The organism is Paenibacillus hexagrammi (assembly GCF_021513275.1).
Classification (GTDB): domain Bacteria; phylum Bacillota; class Bacilli; order Paenibacillales; family NBRC-103111; genus Paenibacillus_E; species Paenibacillus_E hexagrammi.
The window spans coordinates 2,839,508-2,859,038 of the sequence record NZ_CP090978.1 but is presented as its reverse complement, the minus strand read 5'-3'; the positions used below and the strand labels follow the sequence as shown (position 1 = coordinate 2,859,038).

Below are 19,531 nucleotides of genomic sequence, written 5' to 3'. Positions count from 1 at the left end.
AGCAGGGGAAATCATTCCTGTGCCGGGGGAAATGTTTTTATTTCCTGGGCAAGCGCAAAAAACGATAGGACATCAGCTTTTTCGACAACATTTGTCTGAAAATTCCGAATTGGCAGTGTCTAAGAAAACACACAGGATTCGAAGTCTATGAAAAACACGTGTTAAAATAAAAGTAGACAAGTACCCAGCTAGTTTTATAAGCTTGAGATATCCGTGTCTATCTAGCTGCGGAAACCAATTTTACGCATACATAGGGGCTGAAAATCATATGAAGTTTCTCAAGCAGATCAGCATCGCAATCATCCTGGCGACAGCTTTGACCGGCTGTGCTGCAAAGAGCGTCGAATCCACGCCAAAGGCTGCATTCACACCTACTTTGGACGTTGATGTCGCCGTAGCGGGTGATGCTGCGACGCTGCAGTTCAAAACAAACATGATCATTTCTAAAGAGCATTACAACAAGGAGCGCAAAGAAGGGGAAGGGCATATCCATCTTTCTTTGGATAATGGAGAAAATCAAATCATTACAGACAGCTCTACGGTTCTGCAGCCTCTTAGCAAGGGCCCCCATAATATCAAAGTCTCCCTGCACAATAATGACCATACTCCATACAATGTGAGCAAATCGCTCGACATTGAAGTGAAATAGGAGACTAGATACATGTCCAAGATTCAGAATCGAGTCAGCTTGCAGAAACGAATTGTTATCATGATTACCGGGGTTACGGTGCTGATGCTTTCCGTCATGATGGCCGTGGATTCGGTGAGCTTGAATAAATCGATTCGTCAGGCGTATGTGAGCCAAATCAGCGGTATGACGATTGCCATCAACGGGAGATACGAGGAGTCGCGTTCCATAAGCGATGTCCAGCAAATATTTGACTATATTAAATATAAAAATGATAAAGTTCTTGAATTGAAGATGTACAATGAACAAGGTGAAATCCTGGCTTCATCAAGGCGTGATGAAATCGGCACGAAGCTCCCGGGTCTTAAGATGAAGCTTCCCCAGGATAAGCCGGTCGTGGACCGCTTGCCGATGGAAGAGAATGATAAGCCGGTTGTTCGGCTTACCGCTCCGATGCAAGTGGACGGTCAAGTCGTTGGAGCGGTAGAGGTCATCCTCGATTCTACGGAAGAGACGGCCCTGCTGAACAATCGCACAAAAATAATTTTTGCAGTGGGAATTACGGTTGCTGTGCTGCTTTCCGCTCTATTATGGCTGATTCTTCGCAGAATCGTAATCATCCCGCTGACGAAGCTTCGTGAAGCAGCACTGCATGTGATGCGCGGCGGCAAGCTGGAGAAACTGGAGTTCTATGCTTCACCGGAAATTGAGGTTGTGTCGGAGGCTTTTAACGACATGGTGACGAATTTGGAGGAACGCTACGAGGAGCTGCAGCAAGCACTCAATACGCTCAAGAAAACACAGGATCAATTAATCCAATCGGAAAAAATGAGTGCGCTTGGGAGTCTGGTCGCAGGAGTTTCTCACGAGATCAATACACCGATCGGTGTCGGCGTAACCGCGGTTTCTTATTTGGATCAGAAGGCGAGATTCTTCCAGGATCTCTACCAATCAGGCAAAATGAAAAAATCCGATCTGGAGCAATTTCTCTCCGTCGTGCTGGAAACCAATACGATGGTTCAAAGCAACCTAGAGAGAGCTTCATCGCTGATCCGGAGCTTCAAGCAAATATCCTCGGATCAAAGTGTGGAAGAGAAGCGTTCATTTCATTTACTGGAGTATCTCGAGGGCATTGTGGTGAGCTTGAAGCCTACGCTGAAAAAAACACGGCTTCGCGTACATATTGAATGCAGCGACAAACTGGAACTGTATAGTTTTCCAGGCGCCATTTCACAGATTATTACCAATCTGGTTATGAATTCCTTGAACCATGCGTTCGAACCGGAGGAAGAAGGCAATCTTACCATTCGTGTTGAAAGCGAAGACCGAAGAGTGAAGCTGTTTTATTCCGATGACGGCAGAGGGATGCGGCCGGATGTCTTGGAGAAAATATTCGATCCGTTCTTCACCACAAGCCGCGGTAAAGGCGGGACGGGTCTTGGCATGAATATTGTCTACAATCTCGTGACCCAAACTTTGGGCGGGACGATTGAATGCTGCAGCGTGGTTGGACGAGGCAGTTTGTTTCATATAGAAATTCCGGTAGAAGAGGAGTCCCTACGATGAGTATGAACGATGATGTAATTGGAAAAAACGACTTGCTCTTCGCGGGCGATCAAGACGACGATTTACTCTTGTTTGCTGATGAAGATACAGATGCAATCGACCTGCCGCACAGTGGACGTGAGCCTTGGATTGTCCTCATCGCCGATGATGAAAAGCAAATTCATCAAGTGACCAAAATGGTCCTTCAGGACTTCGAGCTCGACGGCAGGAAGCTGGAATTTCATAGCGCATATTCGGGAATAGAAGCCCGCCAGCTGCTCCAGAGTAAGCCTGACGCCGCTTTGATCCTGCTCGATGTGGTCATGGAGCAAGAAGATGCGGGCTTACAGGTTGTCAAATATATCCGCGAGGAATTAAAGAATAGATCGATCCGGATCATTCTCCGTACAGGACAGCCGGGACAAGCTCCCGAGAAGACCGTCATTATGGATTATGATATTAATGATTACAAGGAGAAAACGGAGCTGACCACCCAAAAGCTGTTCACGACGGTTGTCTCATCGCTTCGTTCTTACAGGGACATCAAGACGATTGAAAAGAGCCGCTCCGGTTTGGAGGAAATCATCAAGTCGTCCGCAACGTTATTTGAGCTTCAATCGATGAAGAAGTTTGCTTCAGGTGTACTGACCCAGATGACCTCCATCGTCAATTTACATCCGAATGCGATCCATTGCAGCTTTGCTGTCACACGCGGTGTGGAGGATATTTATGTGCTAGCAGCTAGCGGCGATTACGCCTCAAGCAGCGACAAGAAAGCCAGAGATGTTGTGCCCACGGACGTGATGGACCAGATTGAGCAAGCTTTTCACACCAAGAAAAGCAGCTTTGGCTTGGACCATTTTGCCGTCTATTTTCAAAGCAAGATGGGCATGGAAAATGTCATCTATATGAACGGTTTTAATGAACTAAGTGAATGGGAGCATTACTTAATTGATATCTATTGTGCTAACGTTTCGGTGGCTTTTGAGAATCTGTATCTGAGCGATGAGCTCGAAAGCACGCAGAAGGAAATCATTTATACGATGGGTGAAATTACGGAAACCCGCTCGAAGGAAACAGGTCACCATGTTAAAAGAGTCGCGGAATATTCCTATCTCCTCGCGCTGAAATACGGGCTGTCCGAGCAAGAGGCGGATGTCATTCGACTAGCCTCACCTATGCATGATGTGGGCAAGGTGGGAATCCCCGACGCCATCTTGAATAAGCCTGGTAAGCTAACACAGGAAGAGTTTGACGTAATGAAAACACACTCGATACTCGGCTATGAAATGCTGAAGCATTCAAATAAGCAGGTACTGACTGCTGCTGCCATCATTGCCAGACAGCATCATGAGCGATATGACGGCTCGGGCTACCCTCAAGGATTAAAGGGGAATGAGATTCATATCTATGGCCGCATTACGGCGTTGGCGGATGTTTTTGATGCGCTGTGCAGCGATCGCGTGTATAAGAAGGCTTGGGAGCTGGACCGGGTACTGGAGCTGCTGCAAAGCGAAAGAGGGCGGCATTTTGACCCTCAAATTGTAGATCTGTTCCTGGGCAGTCTGGATGAATTTCTGGCGATCAAAGACCAATATCAGGAAGCTCGGCAAGGAGATTAGCTCCTGCTGCAAGGAAATTCGGCAAAAACGAAGCGTATCGGGCTTTCAATCCGATTTGTAGGAAGATACAGTATGCATACTGCCTCTTGGTCTTGTTTGCGAAGACCGGGAGGCGTTTCTTTTGGTTTACATTTCCTGTATGCTAGAATGGGCTATAGAGGTAATAGAAAGAAGGTGTCACCTTGGAAGGAATCGGACTCGTGTTAGAAGGCGGAGGTATGAGGGGCGTATACACCGCAGGGGTCTTGGAATATTTCATGGAGCAGAAGTGGTATTTTCCTTATATTGTGGGGGTTTCTGCCGGCGCTTGTAATGCTGTTTCTTATATTTCCCGGCAACCCGGGCGCAACAAGCGTGTAACGATTGGGTATATCGGTGATTCCCGGTATCTCAGCTACCGGAATTTGTTCCGTCAAAAGAGTATTTTTGGTATGGATTTTATATTTAAAGAGCTGCCGGAACGATTGGAGCCCTTCGATTACGATACATTTTACACCTCCTCGCAGCAATTTGTCATCGGTACGACGGATGCCCATTCAGGAGAAGCCGTCTACTACACCAAAGATGAGCTTGGCAAACATACGCTGCCGATCGTTCAAGCTTCAAGCAGTCTTCCGTTCGTCTCGACGCCCATTCATTATGACGGCAGAATCTTGTTTGACGGAGGCTTGGTGGACCCCATTCCGATCGAGAAATCAATGGCAGACGGGAACCGGAAGCATATCATCGTCTTAACGAAAGAGCAGGGCTATCGGAAGCGTCCCTTCAAGCAAAGATGGCTGGCCAAAAGCTTTTATCCGCAGTATGGAGGGCTTGTTGACGTCCTCGTTCGAAGAAGCGAAATCTATAATCACACGTTGGAAACGATCGATCAGCTTGAGCAGGAGGGCAGTGCAATTGTGATACGTCCCTCCACAACAGTTCAGGTCGGGCGAATGGAGAAAAACCCTCAGAAGCTGGAGGATCTGTTTAATCTCGGATATGCAGATGCGAAGAGAGCGAATGAAAGCATCATGACGTGGGTCTAAGTAAGCCTGTAATCGTTCGAAATAAGGAAGTTCCCTACTCTGGTTTTCATGCTTGGTGTCCGTTCAAGCAGAAGCCGAGAGAGGGGCTTTTTTCATGTCCATGGTGCTGGATAGATTGAAGGAAGTAACTAGACTTCGGACAGCTTAACTATTATAATAGAACAGGAACGTATGTTCGATACCTTATTGGGAAGCAGGAGAGATGGACGATGGAAAGATGCGGTTGGGTGAATGAAGATCCCTTATATGTAGATTATCACGACCATGAATGGGGTGTGCCTGTCCATGACGATCGTAAGCTGTTCGAAATGCTGAATCTTGAAGGGGCTCAAGCAGGGTTGAGCTGGTACACGATTCTCAAGAAGCGAGAGAATTACTTGGCGGCATTCGATCAATTTGATGCCGAGCGGATAGCGGAGTACGATGAGCATAAGCTAGAACAGCTCTTGCAAGATCCTGGGATTGTGCGAAATCGTCTCAAGATTGCAGCTGTAGTCACTAATGCGAAGGCATTTCTGAAGGTACAGCAGGAGTTTGGCAGCTTTGACAAGTATATCTGGAACTTTGTTGGCGGAGCAACGATCCACAATCATTGGGAGAGCCTGAGCATGGTTCCTGCAAGCACACCGCAGTCGGATGCGATGAGTAAGGACCTGAAGAAGCGCGGCTTTAAATTTGTCGGATCCACCATTTGCTACGCGTTTATGCAGGCAACGGGAATGGTGAACGATCATATTAAGAGCTGCTTTAAATATTCATCGTGAGTGATGTAAAAAGGCACGCTTTTCACTGACTAGGTCGGTGGGGGCGTGCCTTTCATTATGAGAGGAGCGAATTACGCATACTGAAGCAGCTTCTCCTGCAGATTTGATTTTATAAGGTGTATTCGCTTGCGAATGTAGAAATCATATACGGCACCGGTTAGTTCCCGAGGCTTAATTCTTGTGTTCGTATCATTATCTATGATGGTTACAGAGCCATCGTCATAAAACTTGAATGTGTAATCGCAGTAATGATGGTCATCTTCATCTAACAGCTCGTCAATCTGAGAAGGCAGAAGACTGTCGGAGTTACACAATGCCTTATGGTACCAATAATCTCTCTCAATAAACCGGAAATTGTGACTGGAATTCATCATGTAAACTACCTCCTTCACTCAAATAGAACGTTTGTTTGTATATCCTGATTATACCAAACGTTTGTTCGTAATGGAAGGGGCTGTATGAATTTTGTTTCAACTATTCATACTATGATCGTTACAAGATCCTGAGTGAGAACAGGAGGGAAAGACGATGGCCAATAAAAAAGAAAACGGCTCACAAGAAGTCGAATCGCAAGCCGGTCATACAGAAAAGCTGGGGCATTCGGCTGCGAAAAAGAAATCCAAGTAGTAAGCAGAAAAGAACAGCCGGCGTAACCTGGTCGAGGTTCCGCGCTAGCTGTTCTTTTTTGCTGGCCTATATGTTACAAGACGGACCGGATATGCTCTGTAATCGCAAGCCCATGCATCCGTCCGGTTTCGATAAAAATCTCATTAGCATCATATTTGGAAGAAGCGACAACGCCGGCAACGTACAACCCTTTGATGTTCGTTTCCATAGATTCGGTCTGGACCAAGGGGGCTCCGGTCTCTTCATGGAAGGCGACGCTGATATCCGTTAATAACCGACGGTTCGGTCTAAACCCGGTTAAAGCGAGTACGAAATGATTGTGTAAGGTAACCAGTTCACCGCTGCGCCGGACGAAAATCTGTTCTTCCTCGATCCGTTCGACTTGTGAGTCGAACCACATCGAGATGCGGCCTTTATTGACCATGCTCTCAAACAGCGGGCGTACCCAAGGTTTAATGTTGGCGGAGAAGCTGCTGCCCCGATAAATGACCGTAACCTCTGCTCCAACTCGAAGTAAATCCATGGCAGCATCTACCGCGGAGTTGTTTCCTCCGATGATAGCCACTTTCGCTCCGGTGTATGGATGAGCCTCTTTATAGTAATGGGAAACTTTGGAGAGCTCTTCCCCAGGTATGCCGATCATGTTCGGATCATCGAAGTACCCCGTCGCCACAACAACAAATCGTGTGTGATAGCTCGCTTCCTTCCCAAAGCGGTTCTTGGTATGTACTAAGAATCCCTGGTCTGTCTTTTGCAAGGAAGTAGCTTCCTCATAGGACTGGATTCGCAGCTGTTCCCGGGCCGCAACTTCGCGGTAGTAGACCAACGCCTCTTGGCGATACGGCTTGTCGTTCGGAGTCACAAAAGGGTAGCCGCCAATTTCGAGCAGCTCAGGCGTGCTGAAAAATTGTAAATATGTCGGATATAAATAGATTGAGTGCGCGAGACAGCTTTTTTCTATAAGAAGCGGAGAAAGGCCGGCACGCTGCAAGGCTACAGCTGCTGATAACCCGCAAGGACCTGCTCCAATGACAATAACCTGTTCCATATTCGCATTCCTCCATCTGTAATAAAGGTAGACCTCTATTCATACTACCTCAATGAATAGGAGATTGCCAAGAAAGGACACAGGTTGCGAGGTCACATGGAAGCATGCAGCCTTGTGCGATCAATCAGACCGCCACGACTGCATGCTGGAAGAACGATAATAAAAAGCTGCTGTCTATCGTTGATTTAATTGTTTGCCTTCATTGCCTTCGCTGATATCATCTTCAGCAATGTTAACGGGAGTTGTATTGGGCGCATTCTCGAGCGTATCGTTCACAAACTCCATATCTTGATTTTCCGCTTTCATATTAGCGGATCCGGTGTAGTTGCCTGCATGTTTTCTATTTTCCATGAAATGTTGGCTCCTTTGCATGTCAAATATGGTTCAGCCTTAACCTGTACTGCAAGCAGCCATTTTATTCAAGGTTTTGAAACTTCATCATGTGCTGTAACGTCATAAGTTAGGAAACAATTGGAAACGGAGGACAGACCATGAACTTGTCACAATGGGCAATGCAACTGGCGGAAGCAAAAGAAAAGGGGCGGCTGCAGAGAATTTGGAAGGAACGCTTAGCCTCGTTGGAGCAGGATCTAGAGCGGCAAAAGCGGCTTGTAGGGGTATGGGAGGAGCAGCTGCGTAAAGAACAAAAGGATGTTGACAAATTAAAGCAAGGATCATTCAAAAGCATGCTGTATGACTTGGTGAACAAAAAAGAAGCGAAGCTGGCCGCAGAGGAGCAAGAGGCTTTGGAAGCCAAGCTGAAATATGATGAAGCTCTTAGGGAGCTGATCGAGATCGAAAGCCGAATTGAGCAAGTCAAAGAACGCTTGCATGCTGTACGATTTTGGGATTTGGAAGTGGAGGATATTTCCGGCAAGATAGAGGCCTGCATCCTGCAAACGGATCCTGTGAAAGCAAGGCAGCTGCAGGATCTTGCAAAGCAAAGAGCGGAACTCGAACGCAGAGGGAAGGAGCTAAACGAAGCAATTAAAGCTGCTAGCACTGTTGTACACTATGTAAGCCAAGCTCAGGAGAAGCTACGATCGGCCAAAAACTGGGGTACTTACGATATGCTGGGCGGAGGATTCATGTCCACCTACATCAAGAATGGCAAAATCGACGAAGCAATGGATGAGATCAAGTATGCACAGCAAAGCCTCAGTCACTTGGAGAAGGAGCTGAACGATGTGCAGTTGACGATGTCGATCGAACTCAATATCAGCAGCTTTCTTCGATTCGCCGATTACTTCTTCGATGGCATGATTAGCGACTGGATGGTACAAGGGAAAATTCATGAAACCTTGTCCCAGGTAGAGCTTAAGCTGGAGGAAGTAGAGGAGATTTTGGACACCTTGCGGTCTCTCTCAAGGAGTACAGAGCAGCTTCATACGGAAGCTGTTATGAAGTATGAAAGTATGATTGCGAACCCCATTTAGAAAGATACGAAAGATACCATTAAGTAAGATTACAAAGCTCAATTTATAGATAGTTACCTCGAAGTAAGTTGGTGAAAGCTAGTATAGCTCTTATCCCGCCTCTTAGGATCGGGTATAATGAAGTCAAGCTTGTCATAGAGGAGTAGATGGATAATGAGTCTTACGAAGATTAAACACATGGTTACGTTCAGTCTGCATGCAGGCAAGGATACACCGGAAGCAGAAGCTTTTCTAAAAACAAGCGCTGCGGAGCTAGCTCCGATTCCTGGTGTAGAGCATTTTGAAGTATTTCATCAGGTGAGCTCCAAGAACGAGTTTGATTATGGATTTTCCATGGTTTTTGCCGATCAGGCGGCGTATGAAGCTTATAATCAACATCCTGTGCATCAAAAATATGTGGCGGAACGATGGTTGAAGGAAGTTAGCCGTTTTCAGGAGATCGACTTCAAGCTTCATGAAGCGCTGCACTCCTAGTAATTTGTTGAAGGCATCCTGTCTGCAATCTGCAGAGCAGGGTGCCTTTTTACTTCATGGCTGGGGAAACATGGTATACTAAAAAAGCTATAGCATGAAGGAGTAAGGAGAGGCGAGCTGCTGTGAGTAAAGAGGAAGAATGGTTTGATATATTCGACGAGAACATGAACCGGATCGGGGCTGCTCCCCGCTCAGAAGTGCATGCTAAAGGCATGTGGCATCAAACCTTTCAATGCTGGATCGTAAGTTGTGAAAAGGAAGCACCGATGATTCTGCTGCAGCTTCGGCATCCCGACAAGGATTTGTTCCCTGATCTGCTGGACATTTCTTGTGCCGGACACCTGGCTGCAGGTGAAACCATATATGATGGAGTGAGAGAGCTTGCGGAGGAACTGGGGATTGAGGCTCAATTCGACGAGCTGCTTCCATGTGGGATCTATGCCGAAGAAGATGTCATCAGTGAGCAGTTGGCGGATCGGGAATTCTGTCATGTCTTTGTTTTTAAACACGACCGACCGCTGAAGGAGTACATGCTCCAGCCTGAAGAAGTAAGCGGACTATTTGCTGTGCCCTTGCAGCAGTTTCGTGAACTGATTACTCATCAATTGGATGCCATTTCGGCTGAAGGCGTACTGCTTACATTGAATGGATCATTACAAGCGGTGCAGAGAAGGATTGCGCTGAACGATATCGTACCGCATCCCCAAGATTATTACGAACTGGTGTTTCGAGGAATTGATAAGCTGGGCCTATAGGAAGCAGCACAAATTAAAAATCGCTTTGGCCTGTTCTTCTTCGAAGATTGGGCAAAAGCGATTGGTTAAGATAATCTTGTAAATCCCCTAAACGAAATAAGCGTGCGCGATATAGACATACGCGATATAGCAGACGATAGACAGTGCCATCAAGGCAACACCGGTTGCTTTCTTTTGTTTAAACATAAGTAATAAGCCTGCGCTGAAGATAGATCCGCTAATGATCATGGAAATAAAAGTTAGTATACCCATCTGGTTAACACTCCTTATAGCTTGGCCACGTAATCGCGGACCATGTCCTCCGTTACATACGAACGAAGTGGTGAAATTCCATGCTTAGCGTGTGCGATGATAGCTTCTGTAATGGCATTAATACGATTAACGGTAAACGGCAGGCCTCGTTTGCAAAGATCGACGGCTTCATCAATTGCTTGTTCCCGCTGTTGGTCCAGTTCCGTAAAACGTACCAGATGAAGGTGTTGTTGCGTAGAATGTTTGGATATGGCTTCATGTACACTCATGCTTGGGTCTCCTTTAACGAACATATGTCTTTCCTAGTATACACGAAGTAGAGTCTAAGGAACAATGACAAGGATCTCAGATCAGTGCTTGTAGAACATGTGGCTGAAGAGCGACAGCGACGCCACACCGCGCGCTGGGGGCTTCGTGCGATACGGAAAGGTCTCTTCCAGAAGTTGAAGAAGCTGAATACTGGTCTTTCATGGCGATTATCCAATAGACCAGTAACGAGAATGCGGGAAGGTACTCAATAGAGTGATATTTAATGATGCGTATTATTAATGGCACTAAATAAATTCCGGTCGCAAATTTTGTCCATCCTGAAATAACTGTTCTGATAAAAAATAAGATTTTTCAATAGCGGAGTGAAGATTATGCAGCAGCATCTACCCATTGAGTCCGTCCTGCCACAGCTAAAGGAAGAGCTGCGCAGACATACCAACGCAGTTCTGATTGCAGAACCTGGTGCCGGGAAGACAACGCAAGTACCCTTGTCACTGCTGGTTGAGCCATGGCTCGGGAAGCAAAAGATTCTCATGCTTGAGCCTCGCAGATTAGCCGCTCGCTCTGCAGCGCGATACATGGCAAGCAAGCTGGGTGAGGAGGTTGGTCAAACGGTCGGCTATCGGGTGAAAATGGAAACGAAGTCAGGCCCACATACACAAATTGAAGTTATTACCGAAGGGATCCTTACCAGGATGCTGCAAAGCGACCCGGCCCTTGAAGGTATTGGAGCCGTTATATTTGATGAATTCCACGAACGAAGCTTGCATGCCGATCTGGGACTTGCCTTATGCAGGCAATCGCAATTACTGCTGCGCGAAGATCTGCGGCTGTTAGTGATGTCTGCGACGCTAGAAGCAGAGCCTGTTGCTGTGTTATTAGATCAAGCACCCGTCATCCACAGCATGGGTCGATCCTATCCGGTCGTCACTCACTATGCGGTGAAGCAGGTGGAAGGACATGTTGAACCGCGTATCGCTGCTGCTGTTCAGGAAGCTTTGCAGCAGCATGAGGGAAGCATCCTTGTATTTTTACCGGGAGCGGCTGAAATCCGGCGCGTTGAATCGCTGCTATCCGCCGCACAGCTGGGCGATAAGCAGATTGATATCGCGCCTTTATACGGCGCGCTTTCGCTTGAGGCGCAGGACAGAGCGCTAACGCCAAGTCCTGCCGGAAGAAGGAAGGTGGTGCTGGCCTCGGCCATCGCCGAAACCAGCTTGACGGTCGAGGGCGTCACCGTCGTCATCGACTCGGGGCTTATGCGGGTGCCGCGATTTTCCCCGCGGACAGGAATGACCCGGCTCGAGACGGTGCCGGTGTCGCAAGCGTCCGCGGACCAGCGCCGCGGCCGTGCGGGAAGACTGGGTCCAGGCGTGTGCTACCGCCTCTGGACCGAAGCCATGCAGCGCCAGCTGCCGCCGAGCGGCACGCCCGAGATCCGCGAAGCGGACCTCGCGCCGCTGGCGCTCGAGCTGGCGGCCTGGGGCACGCCCGAGCCAGCCGAGCTCGACTGGCTCGACCCGCCGCCTGCCGCTGCCTATCGGCAGGCGCGCGAGCTGCTCGTGCAGCTGGGCGCGCTGCACGAGGGCGGCAGCCTAACTCCGCACGGCAAGCGCCTCGCGGAGTTAGGCATGCACCCCCGGCTTGCGCACATGGTGCTGCAAGCCGTGCCGCTCGAGCTCGGCGCGATGGCGTGCGAGCTCGCGGTACTGCTGGGCGAGCGCGACATTCTGCGCGCCGCCGCAGATCGCGATGCGGATGTGCGCACCCGCATCGAGGCGCTCTGGAGCGCTGCCCGTCGGGAGCAGCGCGATGGCCATGCCGGGCAGGCTGCGCTAGCTCCCGGCTCCGGCGTCGACGCCGGCCTGTGCCGCCGTATTGCGGCGGAGGCCGGCGCGCTCCAGCGCCAGCTCGGCGTGCGGCCGAGCGGCAAGGAGAGGGCGAATGCGAGCGGGCTGCTGCTCGCATTCGCCTACCCGACCGGATCGCGCAGCGCCGAGCGACCGGGCGGTACCTGCTCAGCAGCGGCCGTGGAGCCGTGCTGCCGGAGCTGCAGGCGCTCTCCGGCGAGCGCTACCTGGCCTGCGCCGAGCTGGACGATACAGGTGCGGAAAGCCGCATCCTACTTGCCGCACCGCTAACGGAGGCGGAGCTTCATGCAGCTTTCGGAGAGCTGATAGTGAAAGAGGAGGAAGTATACTGGGACTCGGAAGCCCAGTCAGTAAAAGCGCGGCAGCGGGAGCGGCTCGGGGCTTTGATTTTGAAGGAGGCACCTCTGCAGGCGCCTTCCTCCGCAGCTGTTGCGAGGGCGCTGATTAAAGGCTTGCAAAGCGAGAGTATAGGAGTACTGCCTTGGACGAAGGCGTCCAGGCAATTGCAGCAGCGCATCCTATTTCTGCGTCAGTTTGATGATTCCTGGCCGAACGTTCGTGATGAGGCATTAATGGAAACAATGGAGACATGGCTGGAGCCCCATTTGCACGGTTTGCGAAGCCGTAATGATCTGCAGCGGCTGAATCTTGTATCCATATGGGAAGGAATGCTAACCTGGGAACAGCGCAGACAATTGGAAGATTGGGCGCCTACACATCTAACGGTGCCCAGCGGTTCGCGAATTCCTATCGACTACAGCGACTTAGCCGCGCCGTCTTTGTCGGTCAGGCTGCAGGAGATGTTCGGACTGACGGGGACGCCGACGATTGCTCGCGGAAGAGCGCCGCTCACCCTGCATCTACTCTCTCCGGCACAGCGGCCGGTACAGGTAACCAAAGATTTAGCAAGCTTTTGGAGCCATGCGTACTTTGATGTGAAAAAAGACCTGAAAGGCAGATATCCAAAGCATTATTGGCCTGATGATCCGTTAGTGGCAGAGCCTACAAGCCGGGCCAAACCACGTTCATAACAGCACAGAGGTGAATATGGCACTTCAAAAAGAGGCAAGGAGCATTTCTGTATATGTGAGCGCGGGCTTTGCGACTGCGCCGGATTTTCTCGATGAATTTGCGTGGCAAGTGGAACAAGGCTTGAAGGCTTCCGGCTGGCTGGCAAAAGTCCGGATATATTTTCCATACGGGGACTGGAGACGAAAAGGCGGCTTTCAGCTTCGAGAGATTGCATCCGATATGTGGAGGGGCGCGTTTAAACGGAGAGCGGCTTACGGTGGTAAGCATTTGGCCGCTTATGTCCAGCGCCATGCTCCTGCTCACGAGCCGCTTTTGCTGATTGGACACAGCGGTGGCGGGGTGGCAGCCGTACACGCCGCAAACCAGCTGGAGCAGGCGGGATGGCCGATTCTCGGGGTGGTCCAAATCGGATCGCCAAAATGCGCCGTCGCCCCGCCCTTAAGAGAGCGGACGCTATATGTATTTACGACTGCAGAAAGCGGCAGAAAGCTGACCGCCATAGATCCTGTGACGAGACTTGGCACCTGGGGTGGTTGGACGTCAAGCTATTACACCGGAATCTGGTGGGATCCATTGAAATACGCACCTTTAACCCGCACTAAGCTTTCACTGATAGGCGGTCATCCGGATTATTTTAGAAATCATGCTCCTTACATCCAACAAGGGCAAACCAACCTGCAGCTGACCATGTCTTCCATTTGGACCTGGCTTCAGCGTCTTTATCCCAACCAATTTTGATCGTTCAGAGAGGAAGTATGAGGAATGTTAGAAATTTTGCATGCGAAGATGAGTCACAGTAAAGAGGAAGGCTATCTCGGCCATGTCGCTTTTCGGGTACAAGGCCATACCCTGCCCTATGAAATTACGTTAAGCAGCAAAACACAAAAGGACTGGGGCTATGCGTTGAACTTTTTGGAGGAATCCGGCACCGAAGAAGATATTCTGGCTGTTGAGGATCTTCTTGAAGAGGATGAATGGTTTGATCAGCTTGTAGAGGCGGCGAAAAAATCCTTGCAGTCGTAAGAGGGATTAGAGTACTTGTAGAATCACCATCGACTTGACTTGCATCTTGTTCTCGTGTCGGAAGGGAGGACTCTGAGCTGAATAGAGATTCCGAAGTGAAATTACAATTAAAAGAAACTTACGATCATAACGCTCGTTTTCGAGACACTACGAAGGTCCAATCCTGGAAGATAGCAGAGATGGACCGTTTTATAGCTAAGCTTCAAGAGGCTGGTCTCGGCAGAAGGGTGCTGGATTTAGGCAGCGGTCCCGGTCAGCAGGCGATGTATTTGCAGGACCACGGCTGTGAAGTGCACTGCGTGGACTTATCCGATGAAATGGTGCGGATTTGCAAGGAAAAAGGTCTTGAGGCAACCGTCATGGACTTTTACTCCTTGGATTTGGAGCAGCTGTCTTTTGATGCCGTATGGTGCATGAACGCGCTGCTTCATGTTCCGAAGGATAGCTTGGGCAAGGTGCTTGGACAAGTAGAAAAGGTAATAAAGCCGGATGGCTTTGTGTACATGGGCTTATATGGGGGCTACGAGAGTGAAGGAATTTGGGAGGATGATGACTATCTCCCGCAGCGTTTCTTTTCTTTCTACGAAGATGATCACATACAGCACAGAGTAAATGAAGTGTTTACGATTTCTGAATTCTACTCGATGCCGGTTGAAGGCTCTAGATTGCAATATCAAGCAATGGTTGCATGGAAAAAGCAGAATAATCCGCTAAAGAACCCAAATTAGTAGGGGTTCTTTTTTTGACCTGATAGATTGATAAGTTTGGAGCCGCGTTTCTCCGAAAATTACTGAGTCCTCCATACACCTTAATTAACCGTCTGGCTCCACGTTGTGGGGTTATTTTGTGTGTAATATGTACATACAAGTTGAGCGGATGCTATAATACGTTCAAACTTACACAGCCGAGGTGAAACATGAAAGAAAAACAAATGCCGAAGTATTTGCAGCTGAAACAGGAGATACTGTCATGGCTTCATGCCGGCAGACTTAAGCCGAATGACCAAATGCCGTCGGAGAATGAAATTGCCGAGCAATTTCAGATGAGCAGACAGACGGTACGACAAACGTTCGGAGCGTTAGAGCAGGAAGGATGGCTCTATCGCGTGCAAGGAAAAGGCACATTTGTTTCCACGCCCCAATCGCAAAAAGGCCGCGATGTCCAGACGATCGGCATCGTAACCACGTATATATCGGATTACATTTTCCCGCATATCGTACGAGGAGCAGAGGCGGCTCTGCGCAGCAGGGGCTACCGCTTGCTCTTGTCCAGTACGGACAACGACAAGGAAAAGGAAAGAGAAAGCCTGAATATGATGATCAGCCAACCGCTCAGCGGGTTAATCATAGAACCAACGAAAAGTGCCGAAGGTAATCCGAATTTGAGCTACTTCTTATCGCTCGATTATCATCATATTCCTTATCTTATGATGAATGCGAAGTATGCTGAGATGAACTGCCCGTGTTTGCTGGTCGATGACGAAGAAGGCGGTTATTTGGCTGCCAGACATCTCATTGAGCTGGGGCACAGGCATATTGCCGGTTTTTTCAAAACCGACGATCTTCAAGGAGTTAACCGCTTAAAGGGCTTTATTCGAGCTCATCGTGAGCATGATGTACCGTTGTCGCCGGATCTGGTGATCCATTATACGACGGAAGAGAAGAAGAGCAAACCCTATGAAAGTGCCGTAAGTATGCTATCGCGTACCGAAGACCGTCCTACTGCTTTCGTATGCTACAATGATGAACTGGCTGTCCACCTGCTGGAGGCTGTCCGGACAACTGGACTTCAAGTGCCGCAGGATGTATCCATGGTTGGTTTTGACGACTCTTCACTAGCTGTTGCAACGGAAGTGAAGCTAACCACGTTGACGCATCCAAAGACGGAGCTTGGCGCTGATGCGGCTGAAATGCTGATCAATATGATAGAAAACAAACACGATCGTGGAAAGATGCCCACGAAAACATACACCCCTGAACTGGTTGTCAGGGAGTCCACCTTACGATTGTAAGTTGTAAAATTGCTATAGCCAACTTGTACGTACAAGTGCTATAATACTTCGTATAAGAGGTTGGCTTGTGTGAACAAGTTCGAACCGATTCCTTTTGAAAGATCCGCCTTTGTCATACAAGAACGATGAGTTGATGATCTAGGAGTCTGTCCGATGAATGCAGTCGAAGGTATATGTATGCAGCAATGACAGTAAACTTGCGGCGTTAGCGGCATGGATGCGGTCATGATTTACCCGGTATGCACTTAAAAGTAACACCGTCGGACAGACTCCCGGGAGAGGAATCCGGTCGAGCTGTGCCAGTCATAAGCATTACGAACGGACTGTATGGTGTAACCTCCGCTTTTTCGAGCAGGAGTTCGTCCGCTGTCATCGTAATGAAAGCAAGCGCTTTCTGACCTCGTAATTAGGTAATGCTTATCAAGAATGGCAATACAACTTTATCATTTTGGGAGGAATTATCCATGCATCAATCAGCGGAAAAAGTGTTTTGGTTTGTTACCGGTAGCCAGCATCTGTATGGACCGGAAACGTTAAAGGAAGTGGAGGCTCACTCCCAGCAAATCGTGCAAGGCATTGACCGTGACCCTGCAATCCCGAATTCCCTTGTGTTCAAACCGGTGCTCACAACCCCGGATGCGATCCGTAGACTTTGTATCGATGCCAATTCCGATGAAACTTGTGCGGGAATCATCACATGGATGCATACGTTCTCGCCGGCGAAGATGTGGATTGCCGGATTGTCCGAGCTTCGCAAGCCTTTGCTCCACTTACATACACAATTTAATCGCGATATTCCTTGGGAAACCATTGATATGGACTTTATGAACCTAAACCAAGCGGCTCACGGTGACCGTGAATACGGATTCATCGGAGCACGCATGGGAATCGCCCGTAAAGTGGTTGTAGGCTATTGGGAAGACCCTGCTGTAATTGGTCGCATTGCAGGCTGGATGCGTACATCTTCTGCTTTTGTAGAAGGACAGCAATTGAAAGTAGCACGTTTTGGCGACAACATGCGTCAAGTAGCCGTTACCGAAGGGGATAAAGTTGAAGCGCAAATTAAATTCGGTTGGTCCATTAACGGTTATGGTGTTGGCGACCTTGTACAGCGAGTCAATGATATTTCCGAAGCTGAAGTTAATCAACTGATGGAAGAATATGAAGTTCAGTACGACATTACGCCGGAAGGCCGCTCCGCTGGACCGATTCGTGATGCCATTCGTGAGCAGGCTCGCATTGAACTAGGAATGAAGGCTTTCTTACAAGAAGGCGGTTTCAGCGCATTTACGACCAGCTTCGAAGATTTGCACGGTCTGAAGCAGCTTCCTGGTCTAGCTGTTCAACGCTTAATGGAGCAAGGCTACGGCTTCGGCGGTGAAGGAGACTGGAAAACAGCTGCTCTGACACGTGTGATGAAGATTATTGCCGACAACAAAGGTACTTCATTCATGGAAGACTACACTTATCATATGGAGCCAGGCAATGAACTCGTACTCGGCGCCCACATGCTGGAAATTTGCCCGACAATCGCAGCGACTCGTCCGTCCATCCAGGTTCATCCACTTGGTATTGGCGGCAAAGCCGACCCAGCTCGCCTCGTATTTGACGGCGAAAGCGGATCCGCTATTAACGCTTCCATCATTGATATGGGCAACCGCTTCCGCCTGCTTATTAATGAAGTGGATGCCGTCCGTCCAATGAAGGAGATGCCGAAGCTTCCTGTTGCCCGCGTACTCTGGAAGCCGCAGCCTTCGCTCAGCGAATCCGCAGAAGCGTGGATCTACGCCGGCGGCGCACACCATACCGTATTCTCTTACCGTGTAACGACTGAACAGATGCTTGACTGGGCGGAGATGGCCGGCATCGAAGTTGTCGTCATCAACAAGCACACTTCACCTGTCGCATTCCGTAACGAGCTTCGACTGAACGACATTGCCTGGAAATTGAGATAATCGCAAGGACCCGCCCGGAGCGCTTCATGTCCTCCGGCGCGGGTCCTTGAAGTCATTTTTATCCATATTATTTGTACAATCGTCCATTGACTTGGGCTCGTATTCCAGTAAAATTTAAACTAGTTTGTCCATGTTGCATGAAACAAGTCAGGAGGAAGCACATGAGTATTCCAACAAAAGCATTTGAAGGTACCTATCAGGGCGAACAAGCCGTTTGGCTGCAAGCCGGCCCTTACGAAGCAGCAGTGCTGCCGAATACAGGCGCGAATCTGATTGCGTTTCGAGACACTGTAAAGAACTATCGATTTTTACATGAACCGACTCTGGAAGAAATGGAATCTTTCAAAGCCAGACCGTTCATCCACGGGATTCCGGTTCTATTTCCTCCTAACCGTTATGAGGACGGTAAATTTCCATGGAACGGCAAAGTCTATGAGTTCCCAGTGAATGAACCTTCGACCGGCAATCATTTACATGGCTTTGTTCACGACATTCCTTGGAAGGTCGTTTCTTTTACAGCTGACGAACGTGAGAGCAGAGTGACGCTAGAGCTGGAAGTTAGAGAAGGACATTTTGTTTATCAATACTTTCCGCATGATTTTACGATAACGCTTACCTACACGCTAAGCCTGAGTGGCCTTCATCAGCATGTTATGGTGCGCAACGACGGTAAGGATACGATGCCGTGCTTACTTGCCTTCCATACTTCCATTAATGCGCCGTTTGCGCCGGAAAGTCAGGCATCGGACTATACGTTCAAGCTAACGATCGGTAACCGCTGGGAGCTGAATGACAGAATGCTGCCGACTGGTAATTATCAACCGCTTACGGCCGACGAAGAGAAGATGAAGCTTGGAGAGCTGTCGCCGTTCTTCGCATCCATGGACAACCATTACACGACAGAGCCGCAAAACGGAAGCAACCGGATGGAGCTTACGGATAATCGTACACAAGTGAAGCTTGTTTACGATGTTGGGACGTCATACAAGCAGTGGATGATATGGAACAATGGCGCGCAGCCGGGCTTCTTCTGTCCTGAGCCTCAGATGAATCTGGTGAATGCGCCGCATTCCCACCTGCCTGCTGAAAGGATCGGTCTTATGTCGCTCGCGCCCGGGGAAATCTGGGAGGAATCAGGCCGTCTTTACTGCATGACCAAATAAGGTTATCATAAGCTGATAAGCTCGCGC

Annotated in this window: 19 protein-coding genes and 1 pseudogene; 15 read left to right on the top strand and 5 right to left on the bottom strand. The window is 49.0% G+C overall.

The features are described from left to right. The first annotated feature begins 268 nt into the window (after window positions 1-268). The 5 genes from L0M14_RS12720 to L0M14_RS12700 all read left to right on the top strand — a co-directional run bounded on the left by L0M14_RS12720 (window position 269) and on the right by L0M14_RS12700 (window position 5,587). The gene (locus tag L0M14_RS12720; RefSeq protein WP_235122417.1) at window positions 269-649 is read left to right on the top strand and encodes a hypothetical protein; all 381 of its coding nucleotides are present in this window, start codon (window positions 269-271) and stop codon (window positions 647-649) included. A gap of 12 nt (window positions 650-661) precedes the next feature. After that, entirely contained in the window at window positions 662-2,194 is a 1,533-nt protein-coding gene (locus L0M14_RS12715; RefSeq protein WP_235122416.1) for a sensor histidine kinase, read from the top strand. Beyond that, a complete protein-coding gene (locus L0M14_RS12710) occupies window positions 2,191-3,795 on the top strand; it encodes a DUF3369 domain-containing protein (RefSeq protein WP_235122415.1) in 1,605 nt (534 codons plus the stop codon). The genes L0M14_RS12715 and L0M14_RS12710 overlap by 4 nt, the downstream gene beginning before the upstream one ends. Before the next feature lie 182 nt (window positions 3,796-3,977). Next, complete coding sequence (locus L0M14_RS12705; protein WP_235122414.1) at window positions 3,978-4,823, top strand: patatin-like phospholipase family protein; 846 nt, start codon at window positions 3,978-3,980, stop codon at window positions 4,821-4,823. 209 nt (window positions 4,824-5,032) lie between these two features. Next, window positions 5,033-5,587, top strand: coding sequence for a DNA-3-methyladenine glycosylase I (locus L0M14_RS12700; RefSeq protein WP_235122413.1), 555 nt, complete (start codon window positions 5,033-5,035; stop codon window positions 5,585-5,587). Window positions 5,588-5,658: 71 nt separating this feature from the next. Here L0M14_RS12700 and L0M14_RS12695 read toward each other — a convergent pair whose 3' ends face one another. The 3 genes from L0M14_RS12695 to L0M14_RS12685 all read right to left on the bottom strand — a co-directional run bounded on the left by L0M14_RS12695 (window position 5,659) and on the right by L0M14_RS12685 (window position 7,613). Further along, a complete protein-coding gene (locus L0M14_RS12695) occupies window positions 5,659-5,961 on the bottom strand; it encodes a hypothetical protein (RefSeq protein ID WP_235122412.1) in 303 nt (100 codons plus the stop codon). Between the two features lie 326 nt (window positions 5,962-6,287). Continuing rightward, window positions 6,288-7,262: a YpdA family putative bacillithiol disulfide reductase gene (locus L0M14_RS12690; RefSeq protein WP_235122411.1), complete on the bottom strand. Its 975-nt coding sequence runs from the start codon at window positions 7,260-7,262 to the stop codon at window positions 6,288-6,290. A gap of 174 nt (window positions 7,263-7,436) precedes the next feature. Beyond that, a complete protein-coding gene (locus tag L0M14_RS12685) occupies window positions 7,437-7,613 on the bottom strand; it encodes a hypothetical protein (RefSeq protein WP_235122410.1) in 177 nt (58 codons plus the stop codon). Between the two features lie 140 nt (window positions 7,614-7,753). Between L0M14_RS12685 and L0M14_RS12680 the strand changes: the two genes are divergently transcribed. The 3 genes from L0M14_RS12680 to L0M14_RS12670 all read left to right on the top strand — a co-directional run bounded on the left by L0M14_RS12680 (window position 7,754) and on the right by L0M14_RS12670 (window position 9,927). Continuing rightward, complete coding sequence (locus tag L0M14_RS12680) at window positions 7,754-8,698, top strand: AAA family ATPase (RefSeq protein ID WP_235122409.1); 945 nt, start codon at window positions 7,754-7,756, stop codon at window positions 8,696-8,698. A 153-nt stretch (window positions 8,699-8,851) separates the two neighbouring features. Beyond that, a complete protein-coding gene (locus L0M14_RS12675; protein ID WP_235122408.1) occupies window positions 8,852-9,172 on the top strand; it encodes a Dabb family protein in 321 nt (106 codons plus the stop codon). A gap of 122 nt (window positions 9,173-9,294) precedes the next feature. After that, on the top strand, window positions 9,295-9,927 hold the full coding sequence (locus L0M14_RS12670; protein WP_235122407.1) for an NUDIX hydrolase: 633 nt from the start codon (window positions 9,295-9,297) through the stop codon (window positions 9,925-9,927). A gap of 87 nt (window positions 9,928-10,014) precedes the next feature. Here the strand turns inward: L0M14_RS12670 and L0M14_RS12665 are convergent, their stop codons facing one another. Next, window positions 10,015-10,179 (bottom strand): hypothetical protein, encoded by a 165-nt coding sequence (locus L0M14_RS12665; RefSeq protein WP_235122406.1) that lies wholly within the window; start codon window positions 10,177-10,179, stop codon window positions 10,015-10,017. 14 nt (window positions 10,180-10,193) lie between these two features. Continuing rightward, window positions 10,194-10,448 carry a YpbS family protein gene (locus L0M14_RS12660; protein WP_235122405.1) on the bottom strand — a complete coding sequence of 85 codons (255 nt, stop codon included), beginning with the start codon at window positions 10,446-10,448 and terminating at the stop codon, window positions 10,194-10,196. A 372-nt stretch (window positions 10,449-10,820) separates the two neighbouring features. On the opposite strand from L0M14_RS12660, the pseudogene hrpB reads away from it, so the two are divergent. The 7 genes and pseudogenes from hrpB (at window position 10,821) to L0M14_RS12625 (ending at window position 19,504) form a co-directional block, all read left to right on the top strand. Next, window positions 10,821-13,351: pseudogene (gene hrpB / locus L0M14_RS12655) on the top strand (ATP-dependent helicase HrpB). A 16-nt stretch (window positions 13,352-13,367) separates the two neighbouring features. Next, entirely contained in the window at window positions 13,368-14,090 is a 723-nt protein-coding gene (locus tag L0M14_RS12650; RefSeq protein ID WP_235122404.1) for a thioesterase domain-containing protein, read from the top strand. A gap of 24 nt (window positions 14,091-14,114) precedes the next feature. Next, the gene (locus L0M14_RS12645) at window positions 14,115-14,375 is read left to right on the top strand and encodes a hypothetical protein (protein WP_235122403.1); all 261 of its coding nucleotides are present in this window, start codon (window positions 14,115-14,117) and stop codon (window positions 14,373-14,375) included. Between the two features lie 95 nt (window positions 14,376-14,470). Further along, window positions 14,471-15,103, top strand: coding sequence for a class I SAM-dependent methyltransferase (locus L0M14_RS12640; RefSeq protein WP_235122402.1), 633 nt, complete (start codon window positions 14,471-14,473; stop codon window positions 15,101-15,103). Between the two features lie 188 nt (window positions 15,104-15,291). Then, the gene (locus tag L0M14_RS12635; RefSeq protein WP_235122401.1) at window positions 15,292-16,386 is read left to right on the top strand and encodes a GntR family transcriptional regulator; all 1,095 of its coding nucleotides are present in this window, start codon (window positions 15,292-15,294) and stop codon (window positions 16,384-16,386) included. 464 nt (window positions 16,387-16,850) lie between these two features. Continuing rightward, window positions 16,851-18,341, top strand: coding sequence for an L-arabinose isomerase (gene araA, locus L0M14_RS12630; protein WP_235122400.1), 1,491 nt, complete (start codon window positions 16,851-16,853; stop codon window positions 18,339-18,341). Between the two features lie 161 nt (window positions 18,342-18,502). Beyond that, a complete protein-coding gene (locus tag L0M14_RS12625) occupies window positions 18,503-19,504 on the top strand; it encodes an aldose 1-epimerase (RefSeq protein ID WP_235122399.1) in 1,002 nt (333 codons plus the stop codon). Window positions 19,505-19,531 lie beyond the last annotated feature (27 nt).

Coding starts and splice junctions, on each gene's coding strand:
- L0M14_RS12645 (WP_235122403.1), top strand. CDS start 14,115: ATGTTAGAAATTTTGCATGCGAAGATGAGTCACAGTAAAGAGGAAGGC.
- L0M14_RS12695 (WP_235122412.1), bottom strand. CDS start 5,961: ATGATGAATTCCAGTCACAATTTCCGGTTTATTGAGAGAGATTATTGG.
- L0M14_RS12720 (WP_235122417.1), top strand. CDS start 269: ATGAAGTTTCTCAAGCAGATCAGCATCGCAATCATCCTGGCGACAGCT.
- L0M14_RS12700 (WP_235122413.1), top strand. CDS start 5,033: ATGGAAAGATGCGGTTGGGTGAATGAAGATCCCTTATATGTAGATTAT.
- L0M14_RS12635 (WP_235122401.1), top strand. CDS start 15,292: ATGAAAGAAAAACAAATGCCGAAGTATTTGCAGCTGAAACAGGAGATA.
- araA (WP_235122400.1), top strand. CDS start 16,851: ATGCATCAATCAGCGGAAAAAGTGTTTTGGTTTGTTACCGGTAGCCAG.
- L0M14_RS12685 (WP_235122410.1), bottom strand. CDS start 7,613: ATGGAAAATAGAAAACATGCAGGCAACTACACCGGATCCGCTAATATG.
- L0M14_RS12690 (WP_235122411.1), bottom strand. CDS start 7,262: ATGGAACAGGTTATTGTCATTGGAGCAGGTCCTTGCGGGTTATCAGCA.
- L0M14_RS12660 (WP_235122405.1), bottom strand. CDS start 10,448: ATGAGTGTACATGAAGCCATATCCAAACATTCTACGCAACAACACCTT.
- L0M14_RS12675 (WP_235122408.1), top strand. CDS start 8,852: ATGAGTCTTACGAAGATTAAACACATGGTTACGTTCAGTCTGCATGCA.
- L0M14_RS12650 (WP_235122404.1), top strand. CDS start 13,368: ATGGCACTTCAAAAAGAGGCAAGGAGCATTTCTGTATATGTGAGCGCG.
- L0M14_RS12625 (WP_235122399.1), top strand. CDS start 18,503: ATGAGTATTCCAACAAAAGCATTTGAAGGTACCTATCAGGGCGAACAA.
- L0M14_RS12680 (WP_235122409.1), top strand. CDS start 7,754: ATGAACTTGTCACAATGGGCAATGCAACTGGCGGAAGCAAAAGAAAAG.
- L0M14_RS12715 (WP_235122416.1), top strand. CDS start 662: ATGTCCAAGATTCAGAATCGAGTCAGCTTGCAGAAACGAATTGTTATC.
- L0M14_RS12710 (WP_235122415.1), top strand. CDS start 2,191: ATGAGTATGAACGATGATGTAATTGGAAAAAACGACTTGCTCTTCGCG.
- L0M14_RS12665 (WP_235122406.1), bottom strand. CDS start 10,179: ATGGGTATACTAACTTTTATTTCCATGATCATTAGCGGATCTATCTTC.